24 protein-coding genes are annotated in these 23,762 nt (G+C 34.9%); 16 read left to right on the forward strand and 8 right to left on the reverse strand.

Annotation, left to right across the window (positions count from 1 at the left end; genetic code table 11):
- Nucleotides 1-2 precede the first annotated feature (2 nt).
- The 12 genes from ABEG63_RS03920 to ABEG63_RS03975 all read left to right on the forward strand — a co-directional run bounded on the left by ABEG63_RS03920 (nucleotide 3) and on the right by ABEG63_RS03975 (nucleotide 11,976).
- Nucleotides 3-689 (forward strand): response regulator transcription factor, encoded by a 687-nt coding sequence (locus tag ABEG63_RS03920; RefSeq protein ID WP_027380477.1) that lies wholly within the window; start codon nucleotides 3-5, stop codon nucleotides 687-689.
- A gap of 79 nt (nucleotides 690-768) precedes the next feature.
- Complete coding sequence (locus ABEG63_RS03925) at nucleotides 769-1,401, forward strand: hypothetical protein (RefSeq protein ID WP_346583128.1); 633 nt, start codon at nucleotides 769-771, stop codon at nucleotides 1,399-1,401.
- Nucleotides 1,402-1,534: 133 nt separating this feature from the next.
- Entirely contained in the window at nucleotides 1,535-1,789 is a 255-nt protein-coding gene (locus tag ABEG63_RS03930; protein WP_267406729.1) for a hypothetical protein, read from the forward strand.
- Nucleotides 1,790-1,897: 108 nt separating this feature from the next.
- Nucleotides 1,898-4,573, forward strand: a complete 2,676-nt coding sequence (locus ABEG63_RS03935) for a TonB-dependent receptor (RefSeq protein WP_346583129.1) — start codon at nucleotides 1,898-1,900, stop codon at nucleotides 4,571-4,573.
- Nucleotides 4,574-4,863: 290 nt separating this feature from the next.
- Nucleotides 4,864-5,730 (forward strand): AraC family transcriptional regulator, encoded by an 867-nt coding sequence (locus tag ABEG63_RS03940; protein WP_346583130.1) that lies wholly within the window; start codon nucleotides 4,864-4,866, stop codon nucleotides 5,728-5,730.
- 91 nt (nucleotides 5,731-5,821) lie between these two features.
- Complete coding sequence (locus tag ABEG63_RS03945) at nucleotides 5,822-6,241, forward strand: OsmC family protein (protein WP_346583131.1); 420 nt, start codon at nucleotides 5,822-5,824, stop codon at nucleotides 6,239-6,241.
- Nucleotides 6,242-6,585: 344 nt separating this feature from the next.
- Nucleotides 6,586-7,191 carry a TetR/AcrR family transcriptional regulator gene (locus ABEG63_RS03950; protein WP_346583132.1) on the forward strand — a complete coding sequence of 202 codons (606 nt, stop codon included), beginning with the start codon at nucleotides 6,586-6,588 and terminating at the stop codon, nucleotides 7,189-7,191.
- Between the two features lie 2 nt (nucleotides 7,192-7,193).
- Nucleotides 7,194-7,619 carry a PaaI family thioesterase gene (locus tag ABEG63_RS03955; RefSeq protein WP_267406724.1) on the forward strand — a complete coding sequence of 142 codons (426 nt, stop codon included), beginning with the start codon at nucleotides 7,194-7,196 and terminating at the stop codon, nucleotides 7,617-7,619.
- 1 nt (nucleotide 7,620) lies between these two features.
- The gene (gene fabF / locus ABEG63_RS03960) at nucleotides 7,621-8,862 is read left to right on the forward strand and encodes a beta-ketoacyl-ACP synthase II (protein ID WP_346583133.1); all 1,242 of its coding nucleotides are present in this window, start codon (nucleotides 7,621-7,623) and stop codon (nucleotides 8,860-8,862) included.
- 24 nt (nucleotides 8,863-8,886) lie between these two features.
- Nucleotides 8,887-9,471, forward strand: a complete 585-nt coding sequence (locus ABEG63_RS03965; protein WP_346583134.1) for a helix-turn-helix domain-containing protein — start codon at nucleotides 8,887-8,889, stop codon at nucleotides 9,469-9,471.
- An 87-nt stretch (nucleotides 9,472-9,558) separates the two neighbouring features.
- Nucleotides 9,559-10,602: a serine hydrolase domain-containing protein gene (locus ABEG63_RS03970; protein ID WP_346583135.1), complete on the forward strand. Its 1,044-nt coding sequence runs from the start codon at nucleotides 9,559-9,561 to the stop codon at nucleotides 10,600-10,602.
- 261 nt (nucleotides 10,603-10,863) lie between these two features.
- Complete coding sequence (locus ABEG63_RS03975; protein WP_346583136.1) at nucleotides 10,864-11,976, forward strand: TlpA disulfide reductase family protein; 1,113 nt, start codon at nucleotides 10,864-10,866, stop codon at nucleotides 11,974-11,976.
- Between the two features lie 89 nt (nucleotides 11,977-12,065).
- Here the strand turns inward: ABEG63_RS03975 and ABEG63_RS03980 are convergent, their stop codons facing one another.
- From ABEG63_RS03980 to ABEG63_RS03990, 3 genes are all read right to left on the reverse strand, one after another.
- A complete protein-coding gene (locus ABEG63_RS03980; RefSeq protein WP_267406719.1) occupies nucleotides 12,066-12,545 on the reverse strand; it encodes a hypothetical protein in 480 nt (159 codons plus the stop codon).
- A gap of 21 nt (nucleotides 12,546-12,566) precedes the next feature.
- The gene (locus ABEG63_RS03985) at nucleotides 12,567-12,986 is read right to left on the reverse strand and encodes a Dabb family protein (protein WP_267406718.1); all 420 of its coding nucleotides are present in this window, start codon (nucleotides 12,984-12,986) and stop codon (nucleotides 12,567-12,569) included.
- A 171-nt stretch (nucleotides 12,987-13,157) separates the two neighbouring features.
- The gene (locus ABEG63_RS03990; RefSeq protein ID WP_346583137.1) at nucleotides 13,158-14,486 is read right to left on the reverse strand and encodes a hypothetical protein; all 1,329 of its coding nucleotides are present in this window, start codon (nucleotides 14,484-14,486) and stop codon (nucleotides 13,158-13,160) included.
- A gap of 250 nt (nucleotides 14,487-14,736) precedes the next feature.
- On the opposite strand from ABEG63_RS03990, the gene ABEG63_RS03995 reads away from it, so the two are divergent.
- The gene (locus tag ABEG63_RS03995) at nucleotides 14,737-15,426 is read left to right on the forward strand and encodes a response regulator transcription factor (RefSeq protein ID WP_346583138.1); all 690 of its coding nucleotides are present in this window, start codon (nucleotides 14,737-14,739) and stop codon (nucleotides 15,424-15,426) included.
- On the forward strand, nucleotides 15,423-16,808 hold the full coding sequence (locus tag ABEG63_RS04000; RefSeq protein WP_346583140.1) for a HAMP domain-containing sensor histidine kinase: 1,386 nt from the start codon (nucleotides 15,423-15,425) through the stop codon (nucleotides 16,806-16,808). The genes ABEG63_RS03995 and ABEG63_RS04000 overlap by 4 nt, the downstream gene beginning before the upstream one ends.
- A gap of 24 nt (nucleotides 16,809-16,832) precedes the next feature.
- Here ABEG63_RS04000 and ABEG63_RS04005 read toward each other — a convergent pair whose 3' ends face one another.
- Together ABEG63_RS04005 and msrB are read right to left on the reverse strand one after the other, a co-directional pair.
- Nucleotides 16,833-17,588: a murein L,D-transpeptidase catalytic domain family protein gene (locus ABEG63_RS04005; protein ID WP_267406712.1), complete on the reverse strand. Its 756-nt coding sequence runs from the start codon at nucleotides 17,586-17,588 to the stop codon at nucleotides 16,833-16,835.
- 130 nt (nucleotides 17,589-17,718) lie between these two features.
- Nucleotides 17,719-18,162 (reverse strand): peptide-methionine (R)-S-oxide reductase MsrB, encoded by a 444-nt coding sequence (msrB, locus tag ABEG63_RS04010; RefSeq protein WP_267406711.1) that lies wholly within the window; start codon nucleotides 18,160-18,162, stop codon nucleotides 17,719-17,721.
- An 80-nt stretch (nucleotides 18,163-18,242) separates the two neighbouring features.
- Here msrB and ABEG63_RS04015 point away from each other — a divergent pair, with 80 nt between their 5' ends.
- The gene (locus ABEG63_RS04015) at nucleotides 18,243-19,487 is read left to right on the forward strand and encodes a DUF445 domain-containing protein (protein ID WP_346583142.1); all 1,245 of its coding nucleotides are present in this window, start codon (nucleotides 18,243-18,245) and stop codon (nucleotides 19,485-19,487) included.
- 40 nt (nucleotides 19,488-19,527) lie between these two features.
- Here ABEG63_RS04015 and ABEG63_RS04020 read toward each other — a convergent pair whose 3' ends face one another.
- From ABEG63_RS04020 to ABEG63_RS04030, 3 genes are all read right to left on the reverse strand, one after another.
- On the reverse strand, nucleotides 19,528-19,668 hold the full coding sequence (locus tag ABEG63_RS04020; protein WP_346583145.1) for a hypothetical protein: 141 nt from the start codon (nucleotides 19,666-19,668) through the stop codon (nucleotides 19,528-19,530).
- 10 nt (nucleotides 19,669-19,678) lie between these two features.
- Nucleotides 19,679-20,716, reverse strand: a complete 1,038-nt coding sequence (locus tag ABEG63_RS04025) for a quinone-dependent dihydroorotate dehydrogenase (RefSeq protein ID WP_346583147.1) — start codon at nucleotides 20,714-20,716, stop codon at nucleotides 19,679-19,681.
- A gap of 332 nt (nucleotides 20,717-21,048) precedes the next feature.
- Nucleotides 21,049-21,744 carry a pseudouridine synthase gene (locus ABEG63_RS04030; RefSeq protein ID WP_346583149.1) on the reverse strand — a complete coding sequence of 232 codons (696 nt, stop codon included), beginning with the start codon at nucleotides 21,742-21,744 and terminating at the stop codon, nucleotides 21,049-21,051.
- 464 nt (nucleotides 21,745-22,208) lie between these two features.
- On the opposite strand from ABEG63_RS04030, the gene ABEG63_RS04035 reads away from it, so the two are divergent.
- Nucleotides 22,209-23,750: a glycine--tRNA ligase gene (locus ABEG63_RS04035; RefSeq protein ID WP_346583150.1), complete on the forward strand. Its 1,542-nt coding sequence runs from the start codon at nucleotides 22,209-22,211 to the stop codon at nucleotides 23,748-23,750.
- Nucleotides 23,751-23,762 lie beyond the last annotated feature (12 nt).

Consider the following 23,762-nt stretch of genomic DNA (forward strand, 5'->3'; position numbering starts at 1 on the left):
CTATGAGCAACAGAATATTATTAGTAGAAGACGATCAAAGTTTCGGGGCGGTGTTGAAGGATTATTTAACGATCAATAACTTTGAGGTCACTCTTGCCACAGACGGTGAACAGGGGTTAAAAGAATTTACAGAAAACGAATTCGACATTTGCATTTTCGACGTCATGATGCCTAAAAAAGACGGATTTTCGTTGGCCGAAGATGTAAAGAAAATCGATAAAAATACACCGATCATTTTCTTAACGGCAAGAAATATGAGAGAAGATATTTTAAAAGGATATCAGTTGGGAGCAGATGATTATATCACCAAACCATTTGATACTGAACTTCTTTTATATAAAATCAAAGCTATTCTTCAGAGAAGTTCTACGTTGGAAAATGAAGAGCAGGAGCAATTCAAAATCAGCAATATCTTCTTTGATTCTATGTTGAGACAATTAAGAGTCGGCGACAACGAATACAAACTTTCACCAAAAGAAAATGAATTGTTGAAACTTCTTTGCATTCACAGAAACGATTTCATGCCGAGAGATTTGGCTTTAAGAAAGATCTGGAAAAAGGAAAATTACTTCACGGCAAGAAGTATGGACGTGTACATCGCAAAACTTCGTAAGCTGTTAAAAGATGACGAAGGATTGGAAATTATCAACGTTCACGGAGAAGGATTCAGACTTTTGGTTAAGAATTAATTCCAAAATATCATTATAAAATGTAAAATTAGCAAAGCAATTAAAAATGTTTTGCTAATTTTGTTTCATACGTTTAGTTATGAAAAATACATTGTTGGGCATTCTTGCCATTTCTATATTCTCAGTTTCTTGTAAAAAAGACGAAAGACCCACTTATTTAACGGAAGAAGCAGGAGTTCAGTCTCCAACTGTTAGCGCTCCTAAAGCCTCAATTTTAGATCAGGCAGGAATAAAAAGCACTCCGCAAGCCGCTCCCATCGCTACAACAGCTACTGCTCCGGGAATGAATCCTCCACACGGACAGCCAGGACACCGATGCGATATTCCTGTAGGACAACCTTTGAACAGCAAACCAGCACCTGCACAACAAGTGACTCAAAATGCAAACGGAACTCAAACCATTCAGATAGATCCGAACGCTTTAAAACCCGGAAAATTTTCTGTAGATAATAACGGGGAACCCGTAAAAACAGCACCGGGAATGAACCCACCACACGGGCAGCCAGGACACCGTTGCGACATCCCTGTAGGACAACCTTTGAATAGCAAGCCAGCCCCTGCGCCTCAGCCACAACCTGTACAAACCATAGCTCAAAATACACCAGCTCCGGCTCCAACGCCTGCACCGACTGGTCCAAAACCTGCATTAAATCCAGCTCATGGAGAGCCTTGGCATAATTGCGCTGTGAAAGTTGGCGAAGCATTGCCATAAATTTTGTATTTTTGCAGTCGTGAAATTATTTCAGATCATAACGATTATTTTCTGCCTTGGGATTTTTTTAATTCCCAAAGATAATTTCTATGCTCAAGCTTCGCAGGAAACATGCTGTCAAAGTGATTCTAAAATGGATTGTTGTAAAAGCAACCATAAAGATCATTCCACAAAAAAAGACAATGACAAAGAAAAACAATCTTCCTGTAATGATGATTGCTGCTCTTCTTGTGTTTTGTGTTACACTTTCATAGAAACTCCTTTTTCAAAGAGCTTGTATCTGGAGTTTTCTTACTATAAAGCCAATAAAAACTTACAGTTTCAGTATTCAGACCCTCATATTTCAGATGGTTTAAAAGAAATCTGGCAACCGCCGAAAATAGGTTAATTAATAAATATACCACTGTATCAGTTTAGCAATTTATCAATGATTGTCAAATTATTACATCGCTAGATTGTTACATTAAATTTTCAATTAATCTAAATTTTAAACAAAATGAAATTATATATTTCCAGGTTTATACTTGGTCTATTCCTATTATCTACACAATTTATATTTGCTCAAAATCTTTCTAAAAGCCAGTTTAAAGTAAAAGGAAACTGCGAAATGTGTAAAGAAAGAATAGAAACAACAGCCAAAAAGGCAGGTGCCAAAACAGCACGCTATTCTATTGATACACAAACATTAACATTAGAAACAAAGGATGTTTCTTCGGATGAGATTCTTAAAAAAGTTGCCGAAGCAGGACATGACAATGAAAAATTCAAAGCACCTAACGAAACATACGAAGATCTTCCCGGGTGTTGTCATTACGAAAGAGATCTAGCGTCTATCACATCGGAAAACCATGAACATCATTCTAAAAAAGAGAATGAATTTTATGTAAAAGGCAATTGCGGATCTTGTAAAGCAAGAATTGAAAAAGCCGCTAAAGATGCCGGAGCAACCTCTGCAGAATGGAATGCAGAAACCCAAACCGTGATTTTAAATTTCGATTCGTCTAAAACTTCGTCTGATAAAATTTTAAAGAAAATTGCAGATGTTGGGCATGATAATGAAAAATATAAATCAACGGATTCTGTGTATAACGGACTTCCCGGATGTTGTCTGTATGACAGAGAAATCCCTTTTGGGGAAGCAAACCCAAAGGTTCATATGGAAGAAAGCACATCATCGAAACATTCAGAACATTCTGCTTCCATAGAAAATCATGACGGACACGAAAAACATATCGAAGGAGTAACCTTAACGGGAGGAAAAGCCGCGACTTCATTAAGTAAAAAAGAAGCCGGATTAGTTTTTAATATTGATAAAAAAGAACTGTTAAAAGCCGCTTGTTGTAATTTATCCGAAAGCTTTGAAACCAACGCAACCGTTGATGTTTCTTTCAGCAATGCAGTGACGGGAACAAAACAGTTAAAAATGTTAGGTTTAGATCAAAAATACACGAGCTTAACAAAAGAATTATTGCCCGAAATCCGAGGATTAGCTTCTGCTTACGGATTAAACTTCATTCCCGGAAGATGGATTGAAAGTATTCAGTTGACAAAAGGCGGAAGTACCGTTACAAACGGCTACGAAAGCATTACAGGACAAATCAATACAGAATTGTTAAAAAATGCGGAAAAACCGGAAACTTCATTGAATTTATTTGCTGATTTCAACGGAAGAGCTGAAGCGAACATCACAAGCGTTTCGCCCATCAATGAGAAATGGTCACAGACATTTTTGCTTCATGGAAACGGAACTTTTGGAGACACGGACATGAATGACGATGGATTTCTCGACAGACCAAAAGGGACTCAGTTAAATGTAGCTTATTTATTGAATTATAACGATTTGGAAAAATCAGGATTGGGTTCGCATTTTGGAATTAATTTTATTAAAGACGAAAGAACTTCAGGACAAATTGGTTTCGATAAAAAAATTCCACAGGACAAACAATCACTTTACGGAGTCGGAATTGATATTTCAAGATTTCAGGTTTGGAATAAAACAGGTTATGTTTTCAAAGGAAAGCCTTACCAAAGTTTGGGTTGGATGAACCAATACACTTATCATCAACAAGATAGCTTTTTTGGATTGAGAAATTATTCAGGAAAACAGCAGACGTATTATTCAAATTTAATTTTTGAAAGTATTTTAGGAAATACCAATCACAAATACAAAGCTGGAGCGAGTTTTATGTATGACGGCTACGATGAAACGTATTTAACAGACAATTTTAAAAGAAACGAAATCGTTCCCGGAGCTTTTGCAGAATATACTTTGACAGGTCTAAAATATACTTTGGTTGCAGGAGCAAGAGTTGATTTTCACAATTTGGCCGGAACTCAATTCACACCGAGATTGAATTTTAAATATGATTTCACTCCACAAACTATTTTGAGACTTTCTGCAGGAAGAGGTTTCAGAACAGCAAATGTTTTTGCGGAAAGTCAGCAATATTTTGCGTCAAACAGAAATGTTCAGATTTTACAAAATGGCGGAAATATTTACGGCTTAAAACCCGAAATCGCATGGAATTATGGCGCAAGTTTACAGCAAGAGTTTAAAATTTTCGGAAGAAAATCCACAATTGTTGCCGACTTTTTCAGAACGGATTTTCAGGATCAGGTGATGGTAGATTTAGACCGTTCACCTCAGCAACTGACTTTCTATAATCTTGAAGGAAAATCTTTCGCCAATTCTTTCCAAACGCAATGGGATTTTACGCCTTTTAAAAATTTTGATGTAAGATTGGCTTATAAATATTACGATGTTCAGGCAGATTATCTGGATGGAAGACGTGAAGTCCCGTTCATGGCGAAACACAGAGGTTTTGTGAATTTGGCGTATTCAACCAACAAAAATACCAAAGGTGGTTTCTGGAGTTTTGATACAACTTTAAATTTAGTCGGAAAACAAAGACTTCCGAATACCTCTTCAAATCCTGAAGAATTCCAGTTACCAACATATTCACAATCTTATGCGATTTTAAATGCACAGATTTCAAGGAATTTCAATAAAAAAATCAGAGCGTATATTGGGGGTGAAAACCTAACTTCTTATTATCAGAAAAACGCAATTGTCGATTTTAAAAATCCTTTCGAAAATTATTTTGATGGCGGAATGGTGTATGCTCCGATTATGAAGGCTAATTTCTATGTCGGACTTGATGTGACTTTCTAGGTTTGAGTGTCTGAGAATTTTAGAATTGTAGAGTTGATTGATTATACAAAATTCTAAATCATTTTCAATGATATTCTTTTGAATTTAAACCATTAAGATTTCTGTTAAGGAGTTTAGAATATTAAGTTGAGCTTCGCTTTTAGTAAAATCAAATTGATTTTCTTAATTAAGCTTAACAACTTAAATTTTCTTAATGGTTCAAAAAAAATTTAATAGACGATAAGCATGGTTTCAATAATTTAATAATGAAGAAGCCATGCTTTTTTGTATCTTTAAACTAAAGTAAATGAATGTCGCATCCGCTTATTTTCGAAGACAATTATAAGAAACTGGGTTTAGAAAATTTTTCACAGGAAAACCTTGAAATAGTTAATGGAAATAGGTTTCGTTATGACATCAAAGTATTTTTTATTCCAACAGGATATGAACTTTCTGTAGATTTTAATCATTTTACGACCACCAAACCTACTCTATTTTTCCTGACCAACCAGCATTTAAAAATTGAAAAAGGAAATGAAGAAGCGGTTCTTCTGTATTATAACAGAGATTTTTACTGCATTCAGATTCATGATAAAGAAGTTGCGTGTGACGGACTACTTTTTCACAATGTATTTGAAATCCCTTTTGTAGAGCTTGATGGGAATGAAAATTTCATCATTAAAAATTTATTTCAAAACATCAAAGACGAGCTGGAATGGAAAGATTCTTCTGCCGAGGAAATGATCCGAACTTACGTAAAACAAATCATCATTCGAGCAACCCGAAAATGGAAAAAGCAAAATTTGGATAATGATGAAATAAAAATTCCGAGTAATGAATTGGATATTTTTCGTGATTTCAGCAGACATTTAGAAATTCATTTCAGAGAAAAACACAATGTTGCAGATTATGCAGATCTTCTTCACATCGCTCCGAAAACATTAACGCATAAATTTAAAAATTTACATCTTGAATCTCCGAACCAGCTGATCATCAACAGAATTCTACTGGAAGCCAAGAGACTTTTATTTTATACTGATAAACCCGTGAAAGAAATCGCCTATGATTTAGGCTATGAAGATCCAGCTTATTTTAATCGACTTTTCACCAATAAAATCGGAAGTACACCTACAAATTTCAAGAAAAATTACACTTCGGGAAAAAAGTACAATATTTAAGTCAATTTATGCATTTATTCTGATAAATTCCCGATATACCTTTGTAACATCAAAATTCAATTAATATTTAAACAATACAAAAACAAACATTATGAAACGTAACGCAACAGCCGTTTGGAACGGTACCATTAAAGAAGGAAACGGACATATCACTACTCAAAGTACAACGCTTAACCAAACGCAATATTCTTTCAACAGCCGTTTTGCTGATGGCGTGGGAACAAACCCTGAAGAATTATTAGCAGCGGCTCACGCAGGATGTTTCACCATGAAATTGAGCGCAGAACTTTCCCAGGCTGGTTTCACTCCTGAAGAATTGACTACAAAATCTGTGATCACATTAGATCCAACCATCGGAAAAATCACAAAATCGGAATTGACTTTAACCGCAAAAATTCCGGGGATTTCAGAAGAAGAATTCCAAAAATATGCTAAAATCGCAGAAGAAGGATGTCCTGTAAGTGCAGCTTTCAACTTTGAAATTACTTTGGACGCTACTTTAGCGAACTAAATTAAAGCATCATTTTTGTCATTCCGAAGGAATCTCAGCAAAGATTTTTCAACTATATCTCTAATAATTTCGTCGAGATTCCTCCGGAATGACAAATTAAATGGATAAAATAATGATGAAGCAATCATCAATAGGAACGGGCTTTAGCCCGTTTTCTTTTTTTAAAGTAAACAAAAAGGCTTTAACCAAAACGTAAAAAATCAAAGATTCATCTTAACTAATCTAAACTTCTTAAACAAAATCTTAATGGTTTAATATGATAGATGAAACTGATAATTTATAATTTCAAAATAAAATATACCAATCGGTATATTTTTGTATATTTGCATCATAATCAATTGAAAATGTCAAAAGCAGAAAAGACAAAACAATTCATTATCGAAAAAACGGCTGCTTTGTTTAATACCAAGGGTTATATTTCCACGACCTTATCAGATATTACCGAGGCAACAGGCTTAACGAAAGGAAGCATCTATGGAAATTTTGCCAGTAAAGATGAAGTTGCATTAGAGGTCTACAAATATAATTCAGGTATTTTGGGTAAAAATATGGCTCGTTCTTTAAGCCAGGAAATTCCGACAACAATTGACAAATTACAGGCCTTTGTTAACTTTTATCGCAAAAACTGGAAAACGGTTTTTGAGGAGGGAGGTTGCCCTTTGATGAACGCAGCTACAGAAGCAGATGATACTTTTCCAGATCTCAGAAAGCAAGTCGCGAAATCTTTTGAAGTCTGGATACACAATATTTCAGAGGTGATAAAAGACGGTCAGGAAAATGGTGAGGTTCATCAGGAAATCAATGCTGAAGAACTGGGTGCATTTTTCATTATGACGGTAGAAGGAGGAATTTTACTCTCAAAAACAACGGGTGATGAGAAATATCTCAACCTTGCTTTAGATCGAATTTTACTCATTATTGATAAAGAATTAAAACAAAATCATTTATAAATATGGATAAATTACAAGTACTTCAATCATTTGTCGGAAAAGAATTTACAGCATCCCCTTCCCCATTCATGAGATGGCTCAACCCCATCGTGATTTCGGCAGAAGAAGGACATATTGAATTTCAATATACGGTAAGAGAAGAATGGCTGAACCCAATGGGAAATCTTCATGGCGGTGTTACAGCGGCTATCATTGATGACGTTATTGGTGCTACGATGTTTTCATTAAATGAAAAAACCTTCATCGTTACGGTAAATAATAGCATCGATTATTTTTCCGCTGCCAAAGAAAATGATAATATTGTAGCCGAAACGAAAATTATAAAAAGAGGAAAGCAATTTGTGAATGCACAATGCGAGATATGGAACGCAGACAAATCAAGACTTATTGCAAGAGGAACCTCTAATCTATTTAAAATCAATAACTAAAATGAAAAGAGTTGTCATTACAGGATTAGGCGCAGTGACGCCTTTGGGAAATAATGTCGAAGAATTCTGGCAAAACAGTATCAACGGAGTAAGCGGAGCAAATAAAATCACGCATTTTGATACAGAAAAATTTAAAGTGCATTTTGCATGTGAAGTTAAAAACTTTGATCCTAAGGTTTATTTAAATCATAATGAAATAAAAAGAAGCGATCTTTTCTCACAATACGCCATGTACTCATCCGCAGAAGCCATAAAAGATTCAGGATTGGAGCTTGAAAATATGGATCCTTTTGATACAGGTGTAATCTGGGGAACAGGACAAGGTGGAATGATTACTTTCGAAAATGAAGTCATGAACTTTGCCGATGGCGACGGAACGCCACGTTTTAATCCGTTTTTCGTTCCTAAATTTATTGCCAACATGGCTTCAGGAATGATCTCTATGAAATTTGGTCTTCAGGGAATCAATTATACCACAATTTCGGCTTGTGCTACAGGAAATACGGCATTAATGGATGCCTTCAACTATATCCGTTTAGGAAAAGCAAAAGTAATCATCAGCGGTGGTTCGGAAGCGGCAATTACAGAAGCTTCCATCGGTGGTTTCTCGAGTATGAAAGCGATGTCGACAAGAAATGACGATTTTGCTACCGCCAGCCGTCCTTACGATGCAGAAAGAGACGGTTTTGTAATGGGAGAAGGTGCCGGAGCTTTGATTTTGGAAGAATATGAGCACGCTAAAGCAAGAGGTGCAAAAATATACGCTGAATTTGGCGGAGCAGCGATGACTGCTGATGCTCATCACATGACAGCACCTCATCCTGACGGTGTGGGCGCAATCAAAGCAATGCAGCTTGCCATGAAAGAAGCGGGTGCCAATACAGAAGATATTGATTATATAAATCCTCACGCTACCTCTACTCCATTGGGAGATTTGGTTGAATTAAAAGGAATCAGTAAATTATTCAACGGTAGTAAAAACCTTGATCTAAGTGCTACAAAATCTATGACAGGTCACTTATTAGGAGCAGCAGGTGCAGCAGAAGCCATCCTTTCTATTAAGGCGATTGAAAAAGGAATTATTCCGCCAACCATTAATCTTCATTCTATTGATGAAAATATCCCGAAAGATGTAAACATCGTTTTTGGAGAAGCAAAAGAAAAGAATATCAATTTTGCATTAAGCAACGCTTTCGGTTTCGGAGGTCATAATGCAACGTTGGTTTTCAAGAAGTTTTCTTAATTTTATCTTTTTAAGAAAACAAACATGTCCAAACTAAAAGAAATACGAGAGCTTAAAAACCTGACTCAGGAAGAGCTGGCGGAGAGCTCTGGTATTTCTGTGAGGACGATTCAGCGGATAGAAGCAGGAACAATTCCAAAAGGATATACGCTCCGTACCTTATCTCAAACATTAGGAATTGAAGAAAATATACTTCAGAATATTCCTGAGGAAGCAATAGCAATTCCAGAGCAACCGACAGAAAAACAGTTCATCGAAGAAAAAGCAGAGGAAGTTCTTATCAATTATTCTTTTATTAAAATCATCAACCTTTCTTCCATTCCATTTATTTTATTTCCTCCACTAAATATTTTACTTCCGATTATTTTAATGTTTAAGCTAAAACAGAAAAATAATGTAGCCAAACAAATTATTACACTTCAAATCATCTGGACGATTTCTGCGCCTATTATTTTCATGCTTTGGATATTTTTAAAGTTGCGCGGAAACTATACTTTAGGCATTTTGATCATTATTGTCTTGTCTAATGTATTCATGATTATTAGAAATGCCATTGAAATCGATCGAAAACAAAAATTACATTATAAACTGAATTTCAATATGATATAATTACAACTTATGATTGTCGGGTTTTTGTCGGGTTCATTTTTTTGTATTAAAAGCAGGAAATTCAACCTTTGTCGAAAATTAAAAACTATGACAAAAACATTGTATTTCTTGCTTCCATTCTTCTTTCTTTTCACTTTTAAAATTAAAGCTCAAACAGAGATTTTTGATAATGATCCTGCGATAGAAAATTGGCTACAGGAAAATCATATTCGCACGCTTGGACTCGGAATTATCGAAAATGGAAAGCTTAAACAGATAAAAGTCTTCGGTGAAATTAAAGAGAATATTTCAGCACCTTACAATACAATTTTTAATGTAGCATCGCTTACTAAGCCCATTACGGCAATGGTTGCTTTACAGTTGGTCAATTCCGGAAAATGGAATTTGGATGAACCTATTTCCAACTATTGGGTTGATTCTGATATTACCAACGATCCAAGAACAAAAAAATTGACCACAAGAATTATTTTGAGCCACCAAACAGGTTTTCCCAACTGGCGATGGATGAAAGAGAATAAAAAGCTGAGTTTCGATTTTGAACCCGGAACAAAATATCAATACTCCGGTGAAGGAATGGAATATTTAAGAAAAGCTATTGAAATAAAGTTCAAAAAAAGTTTAGATCAATTAGCGAAAGAATTGATTTTTCAACCTCTACAAATGAACGACACCAACTATATTTGGGATCAAAATACTGATGAAAAGAGATTTGCCATTGGCTATGACAAAAACGAAAAGCCATACGAAATCCTTAAAAATACGACTGCCAATGCTGCCGATGATCTTCACACGACGATAGAAGATTACGGAAAATTTCTGGTCAATATTTTGGAAAGCGGAAATCTAAGCCCCAAGATTTATTCTGAAATGATCAAAAAGCAGGTGAAAACAAAGGAAAATAAATATTTCGGATTGGGGTTTGAAATTTATGATTTGGGAAATGGAGAATTAGCGCTATCTCATGGTGGTTCTGATTTGGGTAGCCAGTGCATTACATTTATTTTACCAAAAACCAAACAGGGTATTTTAATTTTCACCAATGCCGATGAAGGCTATAAAGTATTTGAAAAATTACTTGTTCATTATTTGGGTGAAAACGGGAAGAAAATTGTGGATATTGAAACGAAGTAATTATCGGATTTTTATTCGTTTTTTTATAACGCAAAGATTTTATTTTCGATCTTATAATTTTCAGAAAGCAAAGGCAAATGAAATTTGCTGCGCGAAGCTTGAAAATATCGCTTCATCAAATCAACTTGTTTATTCTTCTTTGCTCCTTGGATATGAGAATATGTTAATTAAATCTTTGCGTTAAAAAAAGATTAAGAAAATAAATCATATCATCATAAATAAAAAAAATTGTAAGTTAGCATAAGCCATGAAAATAGATCTATGAGAAAACTCAACTATATTTTATTGATTTTTATTTCGAATTTTTTGCTTTCACAAAATAACTTTGAAATTAATCTAACTGCAGATTCTTATGTAAACGACAGCTTGATTCTAGGTGCTCCGATGACGAGAAAAGGCTTTGGAGATTTATATACATTCAAAATACAGCTGAATAAAAACACATCTCTTTTTCCGTCTGACCATTCTATATATACTATAAAAGTTCAGAAGGAAAACCTCATAAAGGGTTTTATAGAATATCCTCAGCCGGTTGCTTTCACTTATCTTGATAAGAAAAATAAATCATTTGCTATTTCTAAAATTTTCTTTCTCGAAAAAGGAAAATATGACATTGAACTTCCAGTTTTCAAGAATCAAACAGAAATCAATATCGATTCTCCAACCAATCGGGATTTTAAAAATTTGCAGAAATCATTAAGCTCCGTTTATATCAAATCTACAGATCCACAAAAAATGGATAGCCTGACCAGCTTTGATGAAAAGCAGAAAATTTTAAGTCAATACATCAAAAAAAATCCAAATTCTTATGCTGCGTTGTGGGAAATTGTAAATGATTATACTCTGTACAATTATCATCCTGAATATCTGGAAAACATGAAATTATTTTCACCTTTTATAAAAAAGAATACTTTATACAAAAAACTGGAAAACAAACTTTTAACTGAGAAAAAAACATTAACGGGAAATAAAATTCCTGACATTTATTTTAATAAGAATAATAAATTAACGACTCAAGATTTTAAAAATCATAAACTCACTTTTATTGATTATTGGGCAACTTCCTGTGCACCTTGCGTAAAAGGAATGCCTGAAATTGTGAATCTCTATCATGAATTTAAAGACAAAGGAGTGCAATTCATCACGGTTACTGATGAACAAAAGCCTGAAAGAATGAAATTAGCCCAAACCATTCTTCAGAAAAATAATGCTACATGGTTCAATTTTTTTGATATGAATAAAGACTTTCAGAAAAAACTCAATGCCACTGGCTATCCATTGCATCTTTTAATTGATGAAAACGGAAAAATTGTAGCGAGAATCATGGGCGATCTTTCGGAGGTCAGAAGTAAAATCAATGAATACGTGGAATAATTCGGTTCAAAAATAAAAAAGCAGCCAAAACCGACTGCTTTTTCCCTTGTACGAAATTATATAAAATACTTAAAATGATTGTGTTCAGACTAGTCTTTATCTGCAATAAAGAAATCATCAGCATCTTCAGCAATCGGGATGTATAATCTTTCCCATTCTTTGCTTTTCACCATATCCCAGCTGTGCCCTTTTCCTTTAAGATCTTCAGCTAAAAGAACAGTTCCCGGCTTGATCATAAATGTAGAACCATCGGTTACTTTAAATTTAATATTTCCTTTAATGGTAATCACATACTGCCTTCTCGGTGCAGGGTGAGCATTCTTTTCCCATTCTTCCGTTTTATTGCTCATCCAGAAAGTGGTGGTGTTCATGTGCTTCAAAGTTGGGATTTTTCCTTTTTCGAAGGCACATGAACCGTCAGGATTATTAATTAATCTAACCGCCGGAATAAATTCGGTAGATTCTTCTACTTTTACGCTTACTTTTTTATGGTCTTTGTTTTGTCCGTTCATAAAACCTACGGTGCTTAATGCTAAAACAAGGCTGAAGCCTTTAATGAAATTTTTCATTATAAATTTAAATTTTTTATTTTAATTGTAAACAGTATCATGAACCATCATTTTTTCGAAAAATGGTTTATATTTTTGAACTAAAGCCAAATGCTCAGGAAGCTGACCGTAGGCTTCCAGTTCTTCCAACGTATCAAACTCCATAGAAGCGTTGTACGTGAAGGTATTATCAAGAACCGCTCTTGGTGATGAATTCGCAGGTTTTCCGTAGCGTAGATTTTTTTGATAAGGCAATTTTTTCAAACCTTCAAAAAAGTTTTCAAACTCTTTTACTTCAGCCTCAGAAAGATCTTTTCGAAGCCAGAACAATAAATAATGAAAGTACACTTTTTTCTTTTTTATAGGGTTAAACATCGGTAAAGCAGATCCAAATACGCTTCCTGAGATCAGCAGCAACGCCGAAGCCTGCACTGATCGGAATAAAAATTTTCTTCTTTCCATTGTAATATTATTTTAGTACGAATCTTATGAAAGAAAGTAGGTTTTGGGCTTGAAGTTGGAAGCCAGAAGATGGAGGCAAGAGGCAAAATCGTTTATGAAGTTCACATCAACCTCCCTCTTCCGGCATCCCGCCATTTAAAAACCTATTCTAACATACTATTCATGTTATTTTTAATTAAAATCTATTCTGTATTTTAAAACAAATTGCCATTTTCTATCTGAAACCACGGCATTATTGGAAGGATCAGCTGTATAAACAGGTCTGTTTTGAGCATCGAAGGACAGTCTTGAAGACATTCCGTTCATCAATAATGAAATTCCTGCATCGTAGATGATGGCATTGTCATGAAGACCTTTCAAATCAGACAATTGCATACTTACCGCAGGCTGAAGCTGAAGATTCTTTTTTTCTTTATTTAAATAAGGAAGCGTTCCTCCCAATTGAACGTAATAGGTATTTCCTGTTCCGATCACGGGCATTGCATTTCCTGCTCCGTTAAGACTTGCCAGCGAAGCATCTACAGAAGTTGCAGGATTGTTGGTTCCCACATATCGAACATAATTCGGGCCGTAATCGTTGTGCGTTGCCATTCCGTAAGCACTTATTGAAGTTCCTTTTTCTTTGTTTAAAGGAGCATCATAGAATAAATCCACCGCGAAGTTTTTCATATCGTCATTCACTGTATTTTTATCTGCATCTAAGTGCCACATCGCATCATGAATATAATCGAAACCAGCCCCCAAACTCAATACATTCTTTTTTCCGACATACGTTCCGGAGTTGAAAGGCGTTGAAATATTTTCTTTATCTAAAAAAGCATATCTGAAATATCCTGAAAAGTCTTTGTGAGGTGCATTTTTACTGAAAGTCGCCACATTCAATTTAGGATCAGCGGTCGCCATTGTGTAAGGGTCTGCCACCACCAAACGGTAATCAAATCTTCCTAACTGACCTTTGATATAAGCGCCCAATTCTCTCACCGTATAATCGGTTGCTCCCGCATTAGAAGTCGCGTATGCCGGCAAATCATATAACAACGTATTCAAAGGGCCTGTGGTAAATCTTGATAAACCTCTCCATGTAGAGCGCCCCGCCCCGAAAGCTATTTTGTCACTAAATGAATATTCTGCGTAAGCATCCAAAAGATCAAAATAATTGCTACCTTTTGCATTTACGTTCACATTCGTTGTTCCTCCCTGTAATACAAACATTAACTTTTCGGTTGGTTTGTAGGTCATTTTTACTCTTACTCTTCTCAATGAAAGGTCTGAAGCACTGGATTCCGCCTGATTATTAATCATACTTCCCGGATTCAGCTGTGTGTATCTCGCCCAAAGCTCTGCGTAACCGCTAACTGAAATATAACGAGAATGTTCATCATTAAGATAATGCGTAAGCCCCGGATTGTTAAAATCATTCTTTTTCTGCGCTTCTACTTTTGAGTATAAACTCATTAATGAAACTAAAATAAGTCCGATTTTAAAAGATTTTTTACTCATGATATTTTCTTTATTCTTACTCTTTATTGTTGATTTCAACGGGACAAAATTAGGCTGGAAAAACAAGGAAGGTCGTTAGAAAACTATTAGAAAATCTTTAGAAATTTATTATAAACCACAGGAGCATAGTCTGTAAAAGGAAAATATGAGATACCTTTGTATAGGATTTAAAGAACAACTGAAAATCAAACCTTTGGCTGTTTTTATTTTAAATAATTAATCTTTATAATTTGTTCTAAATTATTTCTGCATGAACGTTTTAATCATAGAAGATAATATCCGTGTTTCCAGTCTTTTGAAGAGAGGTCTGGAAAGTCAGGGCTATCAGATTTATATTTCTGAAGATGCTGAAGATGCCCTGGTGATGGTAGATAAAATTGTTTTTGATCTCGTGATTACCGACATTATGCTTCCGAATATGAACGGCATTGAACTCAGCAGGATCATCAAGCAAAAAAATCCCGATCTGCCGATTATTATGCTGACGGCCTTGGGAACTATTGATGAAAAAATTGAAGGTTTTGATGCCGGTGCTGATGATTATATGGTGAAGCCTTTTGAAATCAGAGAATTATATGCCCGAATAAAAGCTATTTTATTAAGAAAATCATCTTCGCCAAAGAAAAACGAAGTATCAAACAGTATTGAATATCAAAATCTTACCGTAAATAAAAACACCAATCGTGTTTTTAGAAACGGAAAGGAAATTAATCTCACCCCGAAAGAATTTAAGCTCTTGGTTTTCTTGATAAGCAATGCAGAAAGAGTGCTGAGCCGCGAGGAGATTGCCGAAAATGTCTGGGGAAATCATTTTGACACAGGAACCAATTATATTGATGTTTACATTGCCTATCTCCGCAAGAAAATCGATAAAGATTTTGATGAAAAGCTCATTCACACCAAACCCGGAATGGGATTCATTTTTAAACACGAACAATGAAAATAGCAACCAGAACAGCCCTCAATTACGCCATTCTTACCGCAGGAATTTTATTTGTATTTGCCTATGTGCTTTATTTTGTCTCTGAGAAAAACCGTGAGGATGAATTTAATGATCGTTTGGCCTACAAAATTACTTGGAGATCAGAATTTATATTTGATGCCAATATCAACGATGCTAAAATACGCGAGCTTCACCAACGTAATAAAAAAATACTAAATGAAGCAGACATCAGCGTTTATGACAGTAAAAAAGAATTGATCTTTACAGATATTGAGCCTTCTTCAAAAAATCAGTATTATTTGGATCAACTGATTAAAACAAAAAAAAATAAAATAACGTGGCAACGTCGTGACCGCCAATATATGGCCTTCAGGTATGAATTTAATAATGAAAATTTTTACATCATAGGAAGCGCCATTGATGTAACGGGAAAAGCCCATATTGAAGAATTCAAGAAAGATATTATTATCGTTTACATAATTTCTATCATCATTATTTTTATTATCGGCTTTCTTTTTTCGTATTATACTTTGAAACCTTTAAAGGATATTATTCTTCAGATTCGCGATATTTCGGAACACAACCTCAACAAAAGATTGGTGGTTCCAAAAGCAAAAGATGAAATTTATGAGCTCACCGAAACTTTTAATTCAACCTTTAATCGTTTAGAAAAATCCTTTAATAATCACAGACAATTTGTAACAACAATTTCACATGAATTCCGGACACCACTTTCCACATTAATCGCTGAGCTTGAGCTCGCTAAAGAACTGAATATAACCTTAGATGATTATAAAATCTCGATTGATAATGCTTTACAGGATGCGACTCATGCGTCACAGCTTTCTTCGGCTTTGCTGGATTTTGCAAGAGCGAGTTATGATGTTTCGCAGATCAGCTTTGTAGATCTCCGTCTGGATGAAGTTTTGGCAGATGCAAAAGTGGCTTTACTGCAGAAAAATCCGAATTACAGAATCGGAATTAATTATATGGACAGTTGGGGAGATAAAGACGAAAGCAATTATGATTTCCACGGAAATCCTTATCTGTTGCAGATTGCATTTTTAAATTTAATGGAAAATGCCTGCAAATATTCTTCAGATAAATACTGTTCAGTAGAAATTGAAGTTCAGAATAAAAATCTGGAAATCCGCTTTATCGATCATGGAATAGGTATTTCGAAAGAAGATCAATCCAAAATATTTGATCTTTTTTATCGCGGAAGCAATAAAAGCTACGAAAAAGGAAACGGTATTGGCTTATCAATTGTCAAGAGAATTATCGAAATGCATCAGGGTAAACTTTCGCTGCAATCTGAACCGGAAAAAGGAAGTATTTTCAGAATAAAATTCTGTTCACAAAATAAAAAAGCAGTCTAAAATCAGACTGCTTTCTATTTTTTCTTAAGCTTTTAACCATTCCGATTTGGAAAGATAGTTTTGATCAGGATAATAAATAAAAAGGCAATTTCTTCCTTTTATTGTATTAATGATCGGTTGTGTAAGATCTCTCGGAACCGCCGGGCATCCCCAACTTCTCCCGATTCTTTTGTGCATTGCTGCAAACTCATCACTTACATAATCTGCGCCATGCATGACGATGGCTCTTTTGTACGCGGCATCGTTAAAACCTTTGTCCATCCCCAGCAATCTCAGAGAATATCCGTTGTCACCGTTATACGTAGCATCTGTGATATAAAATCCTAAACTACTTTGCAGTGAGCTGTTGGTATTCGAGAAGTTGGTGGCAAATTCTTCACCCGTGTTTTTCCCGTGGGCAACGAGTGAATTAAACAATACCTTTTTTTCTTCAGTGTCAATTACCCAAAGTCTTTTTGTATTCGAAGACATAGAAAAATCGCATACCGTAAGTAAATGCGAATCCTGATTAAGCAAACCAGCTTTCTTCAAATTCTCAAAACCAGTTAAGGCTTTGAAGAAAACTTCTTCGTTAAGTTCGTGTCCTGTTTCAAATGCAATAGATTTGTACAATTCTTCTGATGAAGATACCGCATTGGCCGTCTTCTCAGATTTCGTGTCGGCTACTCTTTCAATTTTTTTTGTACTGATTTCATTCCTTACAATCGCCGTTCTTGGAGACAGATAGAATGAAGTAGTTACTACGTAAACAATACCTAATAAGCTATAAAATCCTTTCATTCAATATTATGTTAAATCCAATTGAGTGGGACAAATTTATAAAAACATAGTTATCAAGGCATTATAACTCCACAAAGTTTAACTGAATTTAAGAAACTTTAACTTCCTGATTTTGTGATTTAAAACCCAATTATTTCTCAGAATCTCCCACAAATTCAAGGCTGATAGAATTCATACAATAGCGCAGTCCTGTAGGTTTCGGGCCATCATCAAACACGTGTCCCAAGTGCGAATCGCATCTTTTACAAAGCACCTCTACCCTTTCCATTCCGTACGCGGTATCTCTTTTATAATATACTCCTTCTTTATCGGCTTCAAAAAAACTTGGCCATCCGCAACTGCTTGAAAATTTTGAATCAGAACGGAATAAATGATTACCGCAAACCGCACAATAATAATCGCCCAACTCATCAAAATCATTGTATTTTCCTGTAAAAGCTCGTTCTGTCGCTGCTTCCCTTGAGATTGCATACAAGTCGGGAGCTAAGATTTTTTGCCATTCTTCATTGGGAATATCGAGTTTCGTGGTATCTGTTCTGGAATAGTATGGATTGTTTTTTGCTTGGTTTTCCATAGAATTATTTTAAATATTTTTGATAATAAGATTGAAAATTAAACGATAAGTTCACAACCAAATTTAGTAAATTTGAGCATATGAATGATGAAGCAAAAAGAAAACAGTTAAGAAAATATAAAGCCTTCGCCACCGGATTATTTCTGCTGATGGCTGCCTTGTTTATTATAACAACCATTCTTCAGAAAACCAACGATTCTCATTGGGTGGGCTATGTGCGGGCATTCTCCGAAGCTGCAATGGTCGGAGCTTTAGCCGATTGGTTTGCGGTGACAGCCTTGTTCCGTCATCCTCTTGGATTACCGATTCCGCACACCAATTTAATTGAAAACAGCAAACAAAAACTCGGCGATAATCTGGGAAGTTTTGTGGTTAGTAATTTTCTTTCCCCGCAGAATATCAGACCTTATATTCAGAAGTTAAAAATTTCAGGTTTTGTAGGAGAATGGCTTGGGAAAGAGAAAAATCAGGAAGTTTTGATTAAAAATATTTCGGATATTGTTTTAGATATTTTAAATAAACTTGATGATTCTACAGTAAGCCAGTTCATCAGCAAAAAAGTATCTGAAATGACGGATGATATTAAACTGAATAAAATTGTCGGCAACGGGATTCATTATATTTTGGAGAAAAACGATCATCAGAGGATTATTACCAATCTCTCATCACAGATTAAAAATTATATTATTGAAAATGATGAAATGATCCAAAAACGTGTAAAAGAAGGAAGTTATTCTTTCATTCCATCTTTTGTTGACAATAAAATAGCAGATAAAATTGCCAACGGGCTATCTGATTTTTTCAAAGAAATTGAAGAAGATCCTGAACATGAACTGAGACATTTGATCACACAAAAAATCTATGACTTTTCAGTTGATTTAAAGGAAGATCCGAAATGGGATGAAGAATTTAAGACTATTAAAAACGATCTTTTAAAAGGCGATAAATTGGAAGAATATTCCAATGACATCTGGGTTTCCATTAAAAATACATTGAAAAAAGAATTACAGGAAGACCAATCTTCATTAAAAAATTATTTATCTAAAAATCTGAATGAATTTTCACAAAACTTAAAAACCGACGAAAATCTTCAAAATAAAATTGATCATTGGGTTCGTGTAACCGCTTATAAATATATTCTGAAAAACACCCATCAATTTGGGAACCTCATCAGTTCAACCGTTGGAAACTGGCAGGGAAAAGAACTCAGCGAAAAACTGGAACTGGAAGTCGGGAAAGATCTGCAATTTATTAGAGTAAACGGAACTTTGGTTGGCGGATTGGTTGGATTGATTATTTATACGATTTCGCATTTTTTTCTCTAAAACCATAACTAAAAAGAGAGCTCAAACGAACTCTCTTTCTTTATTTTCTCTTGAATATTTTCCTGAAAAGATTGGGATAAAAATCTTCTGTCCCAATTCTTAATTCTTTAGTTACCGGAAATAAAAATTTCAAAACAGGAATAAGAAATACCATTAAAATAGCAAAAATTATAATATTCATATAGCTGTAATTATCTTGGTAAACGGCTCGCTCTCGTTAAAATAGCTTTATTGATATCATTAATCAATTCCGGGCCTTCGTAGATAAAACCTGTATATAATTGTACCAAAGTTGCCCCTGCATCCAGCTTCTCCAAAGCATCTTTTGCAGAATGAATTCCGCCTACTCCGATGATTGGGAATGCTCTGTTGCTTTTCTCAGAAAGATATTTGATCATTTTTGTGCTTCTTTCGCGAATCGGTTTTCCGCTTAAACCTCCATTTCCGATTTGTTCTAAAACTTCCGGTGAAGTTTTCAGGCCTTCTCTGTTTACCGATGTATTGGAAACTACGATTCCATCGATTTTTGTTTCGGCGATCAATTCGATAATTTCATCAAGCTGATTGTTATTCAAATCCGGAGCAATTTTCAATAAAATTGGTTTTTGTACAGCTTTTGACTGATTTATTTTTTTAACTTCTGTGATTAATTCGCGTAAATATTCTACATCTTCCAGTTTGGCGTGACTTCCAACGTTCGGACAGCTTACATTCAGCACAAAATAATCTACGTAAGGGTGAAGTCCATCGAAACAATCCAAATAATCCTGAGTATAATTTTCCGGTGTTGTATTCGTATTTTTCCCGATGTTTCCACCGATGATGATTTTTCCTTTATTGCCTTTTAATTTTTCAATAGCAGCTTGAAGACCTTCATTGTTGAAGCCCATTCTGTTGATGATTCCACCATCTTCGATTAAACGAAACAACCTTTTCTTGGGATTTCCAGCTTGAGCTTTTGGAGTTACCGTTCCGATTTCCACAAATCCAAAACCTAGATCTCCCAACTCATTAAATAAAACAGCATTTTTGTCGAAACCGGCAGCCAATCCTACAGGATTTTTAAATTTTAAGCCGAAAACTTCTCTTTCCAGACGTTGGTCTACAATAGGTTTTGGAAAAAATAATTTGGTAAGAAATCCAAAATTCTTGAGCATTGAAAAAGTAAAATGATGCACTTCTTCAGGATCGAATTTGAAAAGGATCGGACGAATGAGCGATTTGTACATTGAAAAAAAGTTTTACAAAAATACTCATTTTAAAATTAATGGTTGGTTAACGTATGATATTTTATGGAAAAAGGTATTATAAATGGTATCTATAAAAGATCTGTGTAATTTGCTAAATGTGCGAGACCTTTTTAACGCAAAGATTTATTTCATTGAAAGTAATATTTTAAGGAGCAAAGGATTAATCAACAAGTTGATTTGATGAAGCTGTGTTTTCAAGCTTCGCGAAGCAAATTCATTTGCCTTTGCTCATCTAAAATCAAAACATCGGAAAATTAAACCTTTGCGTTTAAATTAAATGACAAAATGTATGCTGATTGAAGTTTAAGAAATTAAGAATATGCGCTTAAATCCAATTTTAAAATATCACCCACTCTTTTGAACTCATCATCTATCTTGGCATTTACAGTAATTTTTTCATTAGAAATAGGATGATTAAAAATCAATTGATGAGCGTGAAGCGTCATTTTATTGATTCCAAATGTTTGAAGCCACAATTTATTTTGTTTGTTGCAACCATGTTTTCGACATCCTAAAATAGGGTGCAAAATATGTTTAAAATGCTTTCTCAACTGATGAAATCTTCCCGTTTGAGGAATTGCTTCGACTAAACAATATCTTGAAGTTTGATGTTTTAAAAAAGGCAAATCGATTTGCGAAGTTTGCAAACGACGATAATATGTCACTGCATTTTGCTTGACTTCATTTTCGTTGATTAAATCATAATCAATCGTTTCTTCTTCTTTTGTCCAACCTCGGAGAATGGCGATGTATTTCTTTTCAACCAGTTTCTCCTCAAATTGAGTACTCATCATTCTCAATGTATCTTTATCTAAAGTAAACAACAAAACACCCGAAGTTTTTCGATCCAAACGATGCACCGGATACACTTTTTGCCCTATTTGTTTCCTCAACTCCTGAATCGCATAAGTATCCGCTTCTCCTGCATAAAAAGATTTATGAACCAGCAATCCACTCGGTTTGTTGATGGCAATAAGATGTTCGTCGCGATAAAGAATTTCTAACATTCGGCAAAAGTAGAGATTTCAAATCTATTTTATAAAAATCTACTTTCAAATTTTTGAATATCCGAAAAATCTTTTTTAAACGCAAAGGTTGAAGATTTTTTGACTACTATTCGTTTTTAAGTTCGCAAAGGCGTTTGACTACGTCGAATCTTCGATTTCACTTAGCAAAGCTCACAAAGTATTTTCAATTTTACTTGACTGGGTTTCTTTGAAATAGAAATCTTGAAATTACCGACTGATTTAGCTCTGATTGAACGGCATGTTTGAGCTCATTTTTTTGGTTTCGGCGAAGCGGCTCCGCCGCTTCGCCGAAACCAAAAAAATGGCGAGTAGTGAAAGCAGGTTCCCGGCTCCAAAAACCAAAAATGTAAATATTTGTCGGTTTATTAACAGCTTTTTTTGTTGAATTTCATGGAATTGGAATTCAAATTCATATTTTTGCACTTTAGACGATTAAAAAAATTATGGCAAAGCAAGAAGATGTTTTCAAGAAAGTGATTTCTCATGCGAAAGAATATGGTTTTATTTTTCCTTCGAGTGAGATCTATGACGGTTTATCGGCTGTTTATGATTATGGACAAAACGGTGCTGAATTAAAAAATAATATCAAACAATATTGGTGGAAAGCGATGGTACAGCTTAACGAAAATATTGTCGGCATTGATTCAGCCATTTTGATGCACCCAACAACTTGGAAGGCATCGGGTCACGTAGACGCTTTCAACGATCCATTGATTGATAATAAAGATTCTAAAAAACGTTTCAGAGCAGACGTTTTGGTAGAAGATTACTGCCTGAAAATAGAAGAAAAAGAGAATAAAGAAATTGAAAAAGCAGCGAAAAGATTCGGAGATGCTTTTGATAAAGAACAATTTGTAGCAACAAATCAAAAAATTATTGATTACAGAGCTAAAAGAGAAGCTATTCTTTCAAGATTGGCAAAATCTCTTGAAAATGAAGATCTTGCTGATGTAAAAGCTTTAATTGAAGAATTGGAAATTGCTGATCCTGATACAGGTTCTAAAAACTGGACGGAAGTAAGACAATTCAACCTGATGTTCGGAACTAAATTAGGTGCTTCTGCAGATTCTGCGATGGATCTTTATTTGAGACCGGAAACGGCTCAGGGTATTTTCGTTAACTTTTTGAATGTTCAGAAAACTTCCCGTCACAGACTTCCTTTTGGTATTGCACAAATCGGAAAAGCATTTAGAAATGAGATTGTTGCAAGACAGTTTATTTTCAGAATGCGTGAATTCGAACAAATGGAAATGCAGTTTTTTGTTGCTCCGGGAACAGAATTGGAATTCTACGAACAATGGAAACAAAAACGTCTAAACTGGCATAAAGCTTTAGGTTTAGGTGATGAAAACTATAGATTCCACGATCACGAGAAATTGGCTCATTACGCAAATGCTGCGGCTGATATTGAATTTAATTTCCCATTCGGTTTCAAAGAATTGGAAGGTATTCACTCAAGAACGGATTTTGATTTGAAAGCTCACGAAAAACATTCAGGAAGAAAACTTCAGTTCTTCGATCCTGAAAGAAACGAAAATTATGTGCCTTATGTTGTAGAAACTTCAGTAGGTTTAGACCGATTATTTCTTTCACTATTCTCTCATTGCTTGAAAGATGAAGTATTGGAAGACGGTTCAGAAAGAACAGTTTTATCTTTGCCCCCGGCTTTAGCGCCAATTAAAGCCGCTATTCTTCCATTAATGAAGAAAGACGGTTTGGCAGAATATGCTGAGAAAGTTTTCAATGATTTGAAATATGATTTCAACTTATTCTACGAAGAAAAAGATGCGATCGGAAAACGTTACAGAAGACAGGACGCGATTGGAACACCTTATTGTATCACGATCGACCACGATTCTTTAACAGATCACACGGTGACCATAAGAGACAGAGATACAATGGTTCAGGAAAGAGTTCCGGTATCGGAATTGAGAAGAATTATCGACGAAAAGACAAGTTTCAGAAATTTACTTTCAAAAATATAGATAAAAAGCCTT

The organism is Chryseobacterium sp. C39-AII1 (assembly GCF_039672645.1).
Classification (GTDB): Bacteria; Bacteroidota; Bacteroidia; order Flavobacteriales; family Weeksellaceae; genus Chryseobacterium.

Bases quoted from the DNA above. Each gene is read 5' to 3' on its own strand.
- ABEG63_RS03935 (WP_346583129.1), top strand. From the start codon at position 1,898: ATGAAATTATATATTTCCAGGTTTATACTTGGTCTATTCCTATTATCT.
- ABEG63_RS04030 (WP_346583149.1), bottom strand. From the start codon at position 21,744: ATGTTAGAAATTCTTTATCGCGACGAACATCTTATTGCCATCAACAAA.
- msrB (WP_267406711.1), bottom strand. From the start codon at position 18,162: ATGGAAAACCAAGCAAAAAACAATCCATACTATTCCAGAACAGATACC.
- ABEG63_RS04020 (WP_346583145.1), bottom strand. From the start codon at position 19,668: ATGAATATTATAATTTTTGCTATTTTAATGGTATTTCTTATTCCTGTT.
- ABEG63_RS04035 (WP_346583150.1), top strand. From the start codon at position 22,209: ATGGCAAAGCAAGAAGATGTTTTCAAGAAAGTGATTTCTCATGCGAAA.
- fabF (WP_346583133.1), top strand. From the start codon at position 7,621: ATGAAAAGAGTTGTCATTACAGGATTAGGCGCAGTGACGCCTTTGGGA.
- ABEG63_RS04000 (WP_346583140.1), top strand. From the start codon at position 15,423: ATGAAAATAGCAACCAGAACAGCCCTCAATTACGCCATTCTTACCGCA.
- ABEG63_RS03945 (WP_346583131.1), top strand. From the start codon at position 5,822: ATGAAACGTAACGCAACAGCCGTTTGGAACGGTACCATTAAAGAAGGA.
- ABEG63_RS03990 (WP_346583137.1), bottom strand. From the start codon at position 14,486: ATGAGTAAAAAATCTTTTAAAATCGGACTTATTTTAGTTTCATTAATG.
- ABEG63_RS03955 (WP_267406724.1), top strand. From the start codon at position 7,194: ATGGATAAATTACAAGTACTTCAATCATTTGTCGGAAAAGAATTTACA.
- ABEG63_RS03950 (WP_346583132.1), top strand. From the start codon at position 6,586: ATGTCAAAAGCAGAAAAGACAAAACAATTCATTATCGAAAAAACGGCT.
- ABEG63_RS03920 (WP_027380477.1), top strand. From the start codon at position 3: ATGAGCAACAGAATATTATTAGTAGAAGACGATCAAAGTTTCGGGGCG.
- ABEG63_RS03985 (WP_267406718.1), bottom strand. From the start codon at position 12,986: ATGGAAAGAAGAAAATTTTTATTCCGATCAGTGCAGGCTTCGGCGTTG.
- ABEG63_RS04025 (WP_346583147.1), bottom strand. From the start codon at position 20,716: ATGTACAAATCGCTCATTCGTCCGATCCTTTTCAAATTCGATCCTGAA.
- ABEG63_RS03940 (WP_346583130.1), top strand. From the start codon at position 4,864: ATGTCGCATCCGCTTATTTTCGAAGACAATTATAAGAAACTGGGTTTA.
- ABEG63_RS04015 (WP_346583142.1), top strand. From the start codon at position 18,243: ATGAATGATGAAGCAAAAAGAAAACAGTTAAGAAAATATAAAGCCTTC.
- ABEG63_RS03970 (WP_346583135.1), top strand. From the start codon at position 9,559: ATGACAAAAACATTGTATTTCTTGCTTCCATTCTTCTTTCTTTTCACT.
- ABEG63_RS04005 (WP_267406712.1), bottom strand. From the start codon at position 17,588: ATGAAAGGATTTTATAGCTTATTAGGTATTGTTTACGTAGTAACTACT.
- ABEG63_RS03930 (WP_267406729.1), top strand. From the start codon at position 1,535: ATGGATTGTTGTAAAAGCAACCATAAAGATCATTCCACAAAAAAAGAC.
- ABEG63_RS03995 (WP_346583138.1), top strand. From the start codon at position 14,737: ATGAACGTTTTAATCATAGAAGATAATATCCGTGTTTCCAGTCTTTTG.
- ABEG63_RS03925 (WP_346583128.1), top strand. From the start codon at position 769: ATGAAAAATACATTGTTGGGCATTCTTGCCATTTCTATATTCTCAGTT.
- ABEG63_RS03980 (WP_267406719.1), bottom strand. From the start codon at position 12,545: ATGAAAAATTTCATTAAAGGCTTCAGCCTTGTTTTAGCATTAAGCACC.
- ABEG63_RS03965 (WP_346583134.1), top strand. From the start codon at position 8,887: ATGTCCAAACTAAAAGAAATACGAGAGCTTAAAAACCTGACTCAGGAA.
- ABEG63_RS03975 (WP_346583136.1), top strand. From the start codon at position 10,864: ATGAGAAAACTCAACTATATTTTATTGATTTTTATTTCGAATTTTTTG.